Source organism: Lunatimonas sp. (assembly GCF_020832325.1).
Classification (GTDB): domain Bacteria; phylum Bacteroidota; class Bacteroidia; order Cytophagales; family Cyclobacteriaceae; genus Lunatimonas.
This window is the reverse complement of record NZ_JAFIEU010000028.1, coordinates 95,575-105,484: the sequence shown is the minus strand read 5'-3', so window position 1 is coordinate 105,484 and position 9,910 is coordinate 95,575. Positions and strand designations below refer to the sequence as shown.

Here is a 9,910-nt window from a genome sequence, read left to right as displayed (position 1 = left end):
GGAAATGATGCATGGAAGCCGAACGGATTGGAGTATGCTATTGGGGAGCATTTACCTGATTATCCGAGGGGGAGGAAAGTGGTCGATTGACAGGGGTTTGAAGGTCTAAAAAACCTTCGAGGTCAAAAAAAGACCCCAAAGGTTATCGACCAGCTGAAAACCTTCGGGGTCCAAAAAAGACCCCAAAGGTTAGCGGCACCTGACCTTTGAGGTTTTTAAAACCTCGAAGGTCTTAAAAAAATGAAAACAATATTTTCTCGCGGCGGTCGCTACGAAAACGCAACGATCGTAGCGAGGAAAAAACATAAATTAAAAGTTCAACCCCCGTTGCGATCACTGCGAATCTCTCTGCGGTCGTTGTGTGAACCAAAAACACACCATGATCAAAAAAATAATACAAACAGATGAATCGAAAACTACCATTATCATCCGATTGATGGTTGGAGCGGTATTTTTATCAGAAGGCATCCAAAAGTTCCTTTTTCCTGCAATAAGAGGAGCAGGAAGGTTTGAAAAAATAGGGCTGCCCAATCCGGAGTTTTTGGGGAGCTTTGTAGGGGCATTTGAAATTATTTCTGGTATCCTGATTCTACTAGGCTTAGTCACAAGATTAGCACCCATCCCTACCTTGGTTATCATGTTGGTGGCTATTGCTACCACCAAATAAGAAGTCCTGCAAAATGATGGTTTCTGGGAAATGATGCATGGAAGCCGAACGGATTGGAGTATGCTATTGGGGAGCATTTACCTGATTATCCGAGGGGGAGGAAAGTGGTCGATTGACAGGGGTTTGAAGGTCTAAAAAACCTTCGGGGTCAAAAAAGACCCCAAAGGTTAATCCAATACACCATGGATATATTCATCATCTCACTTACTGCCTTTGTAGTTGCCATCCTGACTTTCTTTTCGGGGTTTGGCTTGGGTACAATATTGACACCGGTATTTATGATTTTCTTTCCGGTGGACTTGGCTATTGCCTTGACCGGGGTGGTGCATTTATTCAACAATATCTTCAAACTCTTTTTGGTAGGCAGAAATGCAGACAAACAGGTCTTGATCCGCTTTGGTATTCCTGCGATAATTGCCGCATTTGCTGGTTCTTGGGTATTATTGAATATTACTGATTTAGAACCGCTCTTCAGTTATGAAATGTTTGGCCGTACCTTCCTTGTAGAACCAGTCAAGTTTATCATATCCGTTTTGCTGATCATTTTTGCGTCCATGGATTTGATCCCCTATTTCCAAAATCTCCAATTCGGAAAGGAAAAACTACCTATCGGTGGTGCGCTCAGTGGATTCTTTGGCGGACTTTCCGGTAATCAAGGAGCATTGCGTTCTGCATTTCTGATCAAGGCAGGTTTGTCCAAGGAGGCTTTTATCGGCACAGCCGTGGTGGTTTCCACTTTTGTGGATTTTACCAGACTGAGCGTTTACGCTACCCGTTTTGTAAGGACTGATTTAAGTGACAACCTTACCTTGGTCGTTATCGCCACACTTTCTGCGATTGCAGGGGCATATTTGGGCAATAAGCTTCTGAAAAAAGTGACCTTGAAATTTTTACAGGTGACGGTTGCCATTATGCTGATATTGATTTCGGTGGCTTTGGGGGCTGGGTGGATTTAATTTTTATAAGATCGAATCAGTAAATGGATCACTCATCAAGCTCTGTGAATTACTCATCTAGGTGCTTTTTTGTCAATTTTCGTCATTTGGTCGGACGACAGTAATTCTCCTTATCCGTGCTCTAGCCTATTTGATCCTAATTTAAGGGAAGATAATTGAAATTCAAGAATCTACTCATCCTCATCTACCCACGCGTTCCAAAGCAAATCCAAATTAGCGTGGATGGAATTTATATCCACGTTGTTGATATCGTTTTTTTTTCTTTCCCTTGCTACCCAGCCGCTTTTGTGCATAGCGGGGTATCTCCATCAATACAAACAGATACTATCCGTACTACATGATTCCATTAATCCTCCCATTCAACACCAAAAGGAGACATCCTGAAAAAACGGCCTCTGACTTCCGCATTTTCCACCAGCAGGTAGTCACCGTTTTCAGCTCTCAGCAAAGCGCTGAATCTTACCGTGGCCCGGATAAAATCAGCATCCTGATCGGAACTTGCTTCAATGTCCGAAAGGGTGACATTAAATAGGGTATTGCTCACTCCCAAACTGGAATACCGGACACCATCCTCCAGATATTCAATGACGAAATTACCGAAATCATCAAATTCATCCGCAAAGCCAAAGGCAGCAGGGGCAAAGAGGTTGAAAAACGATGCCCGTGTGCTGAAATCCTCACAGGCAAAAACAGCCCTAACCTCCAAGTACCTTTTGGCATAGGTGAATTCCTCGGCATTCGGATCATATTCTACCAAGGATATGGCCGTTCCCATTACGGGATTTTCAATGTCTTCATAACCCAATCCACAGTTTCCGACACCAGATCCACCGATGTCAATGGGGTACGAATCTTCCCAGCAAACCACTTCCTGCCTGTTTGGATTACGAAAGGACGACTGCGTGGGGTTATCACCATAAAATTTGAGAATAAACCCTCCGTATTCGGCTGTGCTAGGTTCACAGGACACCACGACTTCGTTTTCATTTTGATCCAAACAAGAACCTAAAACTATTAGCGTGATGACTGCAAAAATGGCGGTTGGTAGATATTTCATATACAATCAGTTTCTATCGGTACATTACCCGTATAAAGATGAGTTAAGGAACGTGCTGACTGAATGTAAGGTTTTCTTATTTTTAGTTTTTTTTTTACTTTTTTGAGTTGAAAAATGAAATACATCAAAACTCCCTGTCGCCAAACTCGCTCTTCGTGAAGTTCAGCTTTTTGCTGAGTTGATTGATTCGGTAAGAGGCCGTAAGCAGGATGACATCCCGCTCGTAAATATAATGCGTGGATGTAAAGAAGCCTTCACCGCTTCCACTGATTCGCTGTCGGTTGGATTCCAGTACCCCTAGTCCCATATTACGCCATTGCAACGCTACGGAAAGACGTTTGTCCATAAAGGACTTTCTAAGGGTGGTATTGGGTGAAAAGAAGCGGCTATCTTCACCCTGAACCGTGATGATGCGGGATAGGTAGTTGAGGTTGAACACCAAGTCCCAATCGCTGCCCAAATTCCAGCTACTATTTACGTTAAAGGAGTAGTTCCAGCTATTTCTGCGTACCTGTTGACCCACTGCTGAGCCTTGAAGGTCAAAGTAATAGAGTGTACCTCCCAGGTATACTTTCCAATTGTCAGTAGGTTCTAGATCAGCTCCGGCTTCGGCGCCATACACCTGCGACACACCGGCGTTGGTGTAGACCCTAAGCAAAATGGAGTCGTTGTAGACCGTATTCACCCGGTTGATGGCATCGCGAACCCGTCGGTAATAGGCATTGGCAAAGACGGAGTGACGCTCGAAGTTTTTCACTAGGCCTACCTCTACGGCATCTACCAACTCTGGTAGCAGCTCCGGATCTCCGACCTCCAATACCTCCGAATGCCTTCGGGAGAGAAATGGATTCATCATAGAAGTTGTGGTACGTTCAATCCGGCGGCTGTAGCTTCCCTTCCAGGTGATTCCCTTTTCCGTGTCGTAATTAATGCTAAGGGTGGGAAAAAGGTTTAACAACTGGAGGTCGTAGCTTCGCTGCTGCCCATGATCGTCTAAGCGCCGATCAGTATCCTCTACCCTAAGCCCTGCTGTGACTGAAAGGTCCTCAGAGCGATATTGGTATTCGCCATATACCGCATGGATGGTACGAAACAAGTCTATGTCACTGCCAAATTCCGGCAACTCCTCGAATTCTCCGGTTCCTAGTATTTTTTGTCGGAAGGCGAATTCACCCACGTGCCTCAGGTACCTATACTGATAGCCTGCACTGAACGTAGACGACTCGCTCAGAGGCAATACATAATCTACATTTATCCGGGTACCGTTCAATGGATTCAGTTCATCCATGGCCAAGTAATCCAAGGTATCCGCGTAATTTAATGGGTCTAAGTTTAGGTTTCTTGTTGGCCCAGTCAGGTCGGTATATTCGTAAAGACCCGAAACGGTGAGTGAGGACTTGTTATCAAAAACAGCCGTATAGTCCAGGCTTGCAATGAAAAAGCGGCTTCGGCGCTCCCGCTCGTTCATGTTAAAATAATTCAGGGCATCGAAGGGTGTTTCTTCTCCAACCCTGGTCCGAGTCTGTGAGTACAAAATATCTGCATAGCGGGTTTCTACACGAGTTCCTCCATAGGCAGAGGCATTCAGGGTGTGTTGGGGGTTTATGGTATATCCCACCAGCGCCCTTCCGGAGTAATTCTCCTTCTTATAGCTTCTCTCGCCTACCGATGGGAAAGAAGTGACGGTATTATCCAAATAAGTCTCTACCTGACCGTCTCTATAGCCGGCCACATCGTTTCGATTGTAGTCGGCACCCAAAGAGATATCCCACTTATTTTTCTTGACGTTAAACGTAAAGTCTCCGCCATACCGCTGGGGCGAACGGGCATTCCCGTGTTGGTCCAGGCTGGGTGCCCCGCCAAGGACGTTGACTAATAAGTAGGTGCCATCTGTAGCCCCCTTCTTGGTTACGATGTTGATAATCCCCGCTTTTCCTTCCGGGTCGAAGCGTGCCGAGGGGGAGGTAATGACTTCGATGTCCTCAATGGCATTGGCAGGAAGTTGGTTAAGAAGGCCCGCTGCGTCGGACTGTATCGGCTTACCGTCGAGCAGGATGACGAATCCGGAGGTGCCCCTAAACGAAATTTCTCCCTCTGCATTCACGGACATTGCAGGCAGGTTTCTCAACAGATCGGTGGCTGTACCCCCTACCGCGGCCTGAAAATCGGACGTACCGTAAACTTGCCTGTCGATTTGATGCCTTACTGCCAGCTTATCGGCGGCTACGACCACTTCTCCCAAGGCTTCTTCCCCCAAATCCAACGATAAGGTGCCAAGGGAAGCTCCAGCCTGACCTACTTGAACATCATTCAATACCTTCTCCTGATAACCGATAAAGCGCAGTCGAATAAAGTATGTACCCGGCTTTACGTCTAGGGAGAAGGCGCCCTGCACATCGGTTACCCCTCCGGCAATTAACGAGGAATCGGCAGGGGAATATACCGCCACGGAGACATATTCCAAGGCTTCTTGTGTGTCGGGGTCAATGACTTTTCCTGTCAACTGCCTGTTCTGCTGGGAATACCCGGAGATGGATAAAACGAGTAAAAGCATGCTGAAAGCAATCAGCCGCATGGTGCAAGTGCTTGGTAGGTAATGCATTTGGTAGAAACGTAACGGTTAGGTTTTCGCCAAAGTTACTACATTCCATCCAAGCGCCCCAAAACCTTTTCAGTCATTGGAGAAGACGATGCTTCAGTACTCCTGAAAAATTCGGGCGAAACGGTGAAAAAGATCGATTAAATAGCTGCCAGACTAACAACTGGTAGGCATTTACTGAAAAGCGACCGACAGGCTATGGTACCGGTTTTACATGGACGGCGGATTTCCGAAACTAGGTAACCCACCTATTGGGGTGTGTATGGACAGGGTGAACCAATCGGATTAAAAAAGTTTCTGTCCTGGAGGAACTACACCTGCCAGGCGAAGGTAGATCGTAGTTTGGCCTCGGTGGTGTGTTTGGTGCTCGTAGAGCGTGTCAAAAACTGCTCTTCTACTCATCTTGTACCTTCCAAATAAGGTGGTTACTTCGTTCAGGTCCGAGCTTTCCATATTCCTCAGCTGCTCTATCACAAAATCGTAACTATCCAGCACCCATTTGGTGACGGTCGACTTAGACTTGTCCTTGCTTTGTTCGCATTCCCCAAAGCCCACGGGGCAGGTTACATCGGCGGCTAAAGCGGCGAACGAAAAATTGCCATCGGCCAAGTGCAGCATCTGATCTGCAAATGAGCGAATCTGTGGGGTAGGTTTCAACGAGTAGCTCGTCTCGGGCATGGTGTCCAAGTATTCTTTGGTGTAGGCCTTTGCCCGTTCCCAGTTTCTTACGATCTCTTCCATCTTTTTTGGTTGTTAATTAATGGTATTTCCAGGTTTTTGAATTCCGGCCAAAAGACAGCGTGTAGGCATTGCACCGTCTCAATGCACGTTTAACGAAGGTTTTACCTTATTGTTTACGCTCTACCTCCCGCAAGTTTTCCAATTTCTTGGTCCGCAGGAATCCGTTGATGTCCTCAAAGTGCTCCCTCACACGTTTGTTGCCAAATTCAAATACCTTGGTCACCAACCCATCCAAGAAGTCCCGGTCGTGGGAAACCACGATCAAGGTTCCATCAAACGCCTTCAAGGCATCTTTGATGATGTCTTTGGTCTTCATGTCCAAGTGGTTGGTAGGCTCATCCAGAATCAGCAGGTTGACCGGCTCCAGTAGCAGCTTCATCATCGCCAAGCGGGTTCGCTCACCTCCGGAGAGCACCTTTACCTTCTTGGCAGATTCCTCCCCACCAAACATAAAGGCTCCGAGGAGGTCTTTTATTTTGGTGCGTATTTCCCCTACGGCTATTTGATCGATGGTGTCAAAAATAATCAGGCTTTCGTCCAACAAAGAAGCTTGGTTTTGCGCGAAATACCCAATTTGGGTGTTCTGAGCCAGTTCGCATTTGCCGTCAAAGGCTATTTCACCCATGATCGCTTTTATCATGGTGGACTTCCCTTCACCATTTTTGCCCACAAAGGCGATCTTTTGTCCGCGTTCGATGATCATGGAAGCGTTTTTAAACACCACGTGGTCGCCGTAGGACTTGGAAAGGTCCTCTACAATCACTGGATACTTGCCAGAGCGTGGAGAGGGGGGAAAACGTAATTTCAGCGCGGAGTTGTCCACCTCATCTACTTCGACAATGTCTAGCTTCTCCAGCATCTTTACACGGGATTGTACCTGAAGTGTTTTGGAGTAGGTGCCCTTAAACCGATCGATAAATTGCTGCGTATCGGCGATCATCTTTTGCTGTTCCTCGTACTGCTTTTGCTGCTGCTCCCGGCGCTCTCTTCTTAGCTCCAGGTAGTGGCTGTAGGTTGCCTTGTAGTCGTAGATCCTACCCATGGTCACCTCAATGGTGCGGTTGGTAACGTTGTCTACAAAAGCCCGGTCGTGGGAAATCACCACCACCGCTTTGGCTTTTTCTTTCAGAAATTCCTCCAGCCACTGAATAGATTCAATGTCGAGGTGATTGGTGGGCTCATCTAGCAGAATCAGGTCAGGCTTTTGCAGGAGGATCTTGGCCAGCTCAATGCGCATACGCCAGCCTCCGGAAAACTCCGAGGTAGGCCGGGACAGGTCGGAACGGCTAAAGCCCAAACCCAACAACACTTTTTCAACCTCCGCCTCGTAGTTTACCTCTTCGATGGCGTAAAACTTCTCACTTAGCTCGGACACTTTCTCGATGATCTTGTAGTAGTCTTCCGAATCGTAGTCGGTTCGTGTATTCAGTTCCTCGTTTAGCCGGTCTATTTCCTGCTGCATGCTCAGGTAAGAGGCAAAGGCTTTGGCGGTCTCTTCCGCTACCGAACAATCGTCGGTGGTAAGCAGGTGTTGGGGTAGGTAAGCTATCACTGCGTCCTTTGGCGCAGAAATCCCTCCTTTAGAAGGCTTGGATAGGCCGGCAATGATCTTCAACATCGTCGATTTGCCGGCACCGTTTTTGCCCATCAGGGCAATTTTGTCGTTTTCGTTGATGGAAAAGGAAACATCACTGAATAGTGACTTGCCGCCGTGGAGCACGGAAATAGAATCAACAGATATCATAGGTAGGGAATATATTCCGGTTGGGGGTTGAAAATAAGGATCATGGGGCTACTTGTTTCGGTTAGTCCTCTATACCTCCGGATTTCATTTTTTCAGCGTTTTCAGCAAAACGAAGTGCCTGGATGAACTCTTCAATATTTCCCTCCATCACGTCGGGCAGGTTGTACACCGTCTTGTTTATGCGGTGGTCCGTAACCCGGCTTTGGGGATAATTGTAAGTCCGGATCTTGTCGGAACGGTCTCCGCTGCCTACCATGGATCTTCGCTGTGCCCCCACGGTTTCATTGTGTTTGGCCAGCTCGATTTCATAGATACGGCTTCGAAGTACTTTGAGCGCCTTCTCGAAGTTTTTGATCTGGGATTTTTGATCTTGACAGGTCACTACGAGGCCGGTAGGTGTATGGGTAAGCCGAACTGCTGAGTAGGTGGTATTCACCGACTGACCTCCCGGTCCGGAAGAACAATACGTGTCTTTCCGGATATCATTCATGTCCAGTTGCACGTCCACCTCTTCCATCTCCGGCAGTACGGCCACTGTGGCAGCCGATGTATGCACCCGGCCTTGGGTTTCGGTGGCCGGAACCCGCTGTACGCGGTGCACCCCAGATTCGTATTTCAACATGCCGTATACGTCAGCGCCCGACACGGTGCTAATGATCTCTTTGTATCCGCCGGCTGTGCCAAACGTTAAATCCAGCACGGTGAGGTTCCAGCTCTGCTTTTCGCAAAAACGCTCGTACATGCGAAAAAGGTCTCCCGCAAAAATAGCAGCTTCGTCACCACCTGTACCCGAGCGGATTTCCAAAATACAGTCTTTGCTGTCATTTGGATCTTTGGGAATCAACATGGCTCGTAGGTCCGATTCCATGTTTTCCTGTTTTTCTTTCAACTCATCAAGCTCCTGCTTAGCCATCTCCCTAAAATCCGGATCTTTCTCCTTATCAAGGATGGCCTTGGTACTCTGTAGGTTTTCCAGCACCAATCTATACGCTTTATAAACCTCCACCACCTTTTCCAGGTCCTTGTATTCCTTGGTGAGCTTGGTGTACTTACCCATATCCGACATGGCATCCGGTTGGATAATCAGTTGGCCCACTTCTTCAAACCTTTCTTTAATGGCTTCTAATTTGTCAAGCATAATTGATTTATTTGGAGGGCAAAATTAAGAAATAATGTGGATTGGGTGTTTCTTTTTTGAGAGTATTGTCACTACTGCGGGGATTTGTACACACGATGCAATCAATACAGCCAGAATTTTGTTATTTTCGGGTAGCAAAGGGTTATCCACAGGGAAAGAATGCTGCTGCCCTCTCAACCTGGAGTACGGGTTGCCGAAAAGTTGCCTGTAGCCAGGCAAGTACTAAGTACTACGGAAGGAAATCCGCAGTAAACTTTACCACCACTAAAAAAACAAACACATGAAGAAGATTTATCGATTGATCATGCTCATCCCTTACGTATCCCTATTTTTTGCCTGCGGGTCAGAGAAAACGGTGGATAGGGAGACATTCAAAGAAATTCAGAAATCCACCGAAATCAAAAAAGTCAATGAAGCCGAACTGCTTGAGTTTACCATGAAGTGGGGCGATCAAATCAGTGGTGAGGCCCAAAAGTCATTGGTAGAAACACTGCAAAAAGCAATATCCGAAAAGGGTACCTCCGGGGCTGTTGAGTTTTGCCATGCGGAAGCACTGCCGATTACCCAGGAAGTGGCCGATAAACACCAGGTAGCAGTAAAAAGGGTATCGTTAAAAAACCGTAACCCGGCAAACGCTCCCAACGAAATGGAGACAAACCTGTTGGAAGCCTACGCCTACAATGTGGAACAGGGCTTGGAAAACCAGCCGAACATCCAAAAGGTGGATAATGGCGAGGTTCTACTCTATACCAAAGCGATCGTGATACCCGGTGGAATCTGCCTTCAGTGCCACGGTGATCCAAACGCCGAGATCGAGGCAGCCACTTTGGCAAAGATCAACGAAAAGTATCCACAAGATAAAGCGACTGGCTACAAAGCGGGTGAGCTCCGGGGTATGTGGAGCATCTCCATTCCACGGAAAGAGGCCATCAAAAACATGTAAGCAGTACATGGCTTTACAGATTTCTACGTATTGCCTATTTTACACAGGAGCGGATTACAGGTCAC

At 47.1% G+C, this 9,910-nt stretch carries 8 protein-coding genes; 3 read left to right on the top strand and 5 right to left on the bottom strand.

The features are described from left to right. The first annotated feature begins 379 nt into the window (after positions 1 to 379). Positions 380 to 667 carry a DoxX family protein gene (locus JJU34_RS10855; protein WP_228692379.1) on the top strand — a complete coding sequence of 96 codons (288 nt, stop codon included), beginning with the start codon at positions 380 to 382 and terminating at the stop codon, positions 665 to 667. 182 nt (positions 668 to 849) lie between these two features. Further along, positions 850 to 1,623, top strand: a complete 774-nt coding sequence (locus tag JJU34_RS10850) for a sulfite exporter TauE/SafE family protein (RefSeq protein ID WP_228692378.1) — start codon at positions 850 to 852, stop codon at positions 1,621 to 1,623. A 346-nt stretch (positions 1,624 to 1,969) separates the two neighbouring features. Here the strand turns inward: JJU34_RS10850 and JJU34_RS10845 are convergent, their stop codons facing one another. The 5 genes from JJU34_RS10845 to prfA form a co-directional block, all read right to left on the bottom strand. Then, a complete protein-coding gene (locus tag JJU34_RS10845) occupies positions 1,970 to 2,680 on the bottom strand; it encodes a hypothetical protein (RefSeq protein ID WP_228692377.1) in 711 nt (236 codons plus the stop codon). A 124-nt stretch (positions 2,681 to 2,804) separates the two neighbouring features. After that, complete coding sequence (locus JJU34_RS10840) at positions 2,805 to 5,255, bottom strand: TonB-dependent receptor (RefSeq protein WP_228692376.1); 2,451 nt, start codon at positions 5,253 to 5,255, stop codon at positions 2,805 to 2,807. A 309-nt stretch (positions 5,256 to 5,564) separates the two neighbouring features. After that, entirely contained in the window at positions 5,565 to 6,020 is a 456-nt protein-coding gene (locus tag JJU34_RS10835) for a DinB family protein (protein WP_228692375.1), read from the bottom strand. A gap of 106 nt (positions 6,021 to 6,126) precedes the next feature. After that, a complete protein-coding gene (locus JJU34_RS10830; RefSeq protein WP_228692374.1) occupies positions 6,127 to 7,764 on the bottom strand; it encodes an ABC-F family ATP-binding cassette domain-containing protein in 1,638 nt (545 codons plus the stop codon). Positions 7,765 to 7,825: 61 nt separating this feature from the next. After that, positions 7,826 to 8,902 (bottom strand): peptide chain release factor 1, encoded by a 1,077-nt coding sequence (gene prfA, locus JJU34_RS10825; protein WP_228692373.1) that lies wholly within the window; start codon positions 8,900 to 8,902, stop codon positions 7,826 to 7,828. Positions 8,903 to 9,182: 280 nt separating this feature from the next. Between prfA and JJU34_RS10820 the strand changes: the two genes are divergently transcribed. Then, positions 9,183 to 9,845, top strand: a complete 663-nt coding sequence (locus JJU34_RS10820; protein ID WP_228692372.1) for a DUF3365 domain-containing protein — start codon at positions 9,183 to 9,185, stop codon at positions 9,843 to 9,845. The last annotated feature ends 65 nt before the right edge of the window (positions 9,846 to 9,910 follow it).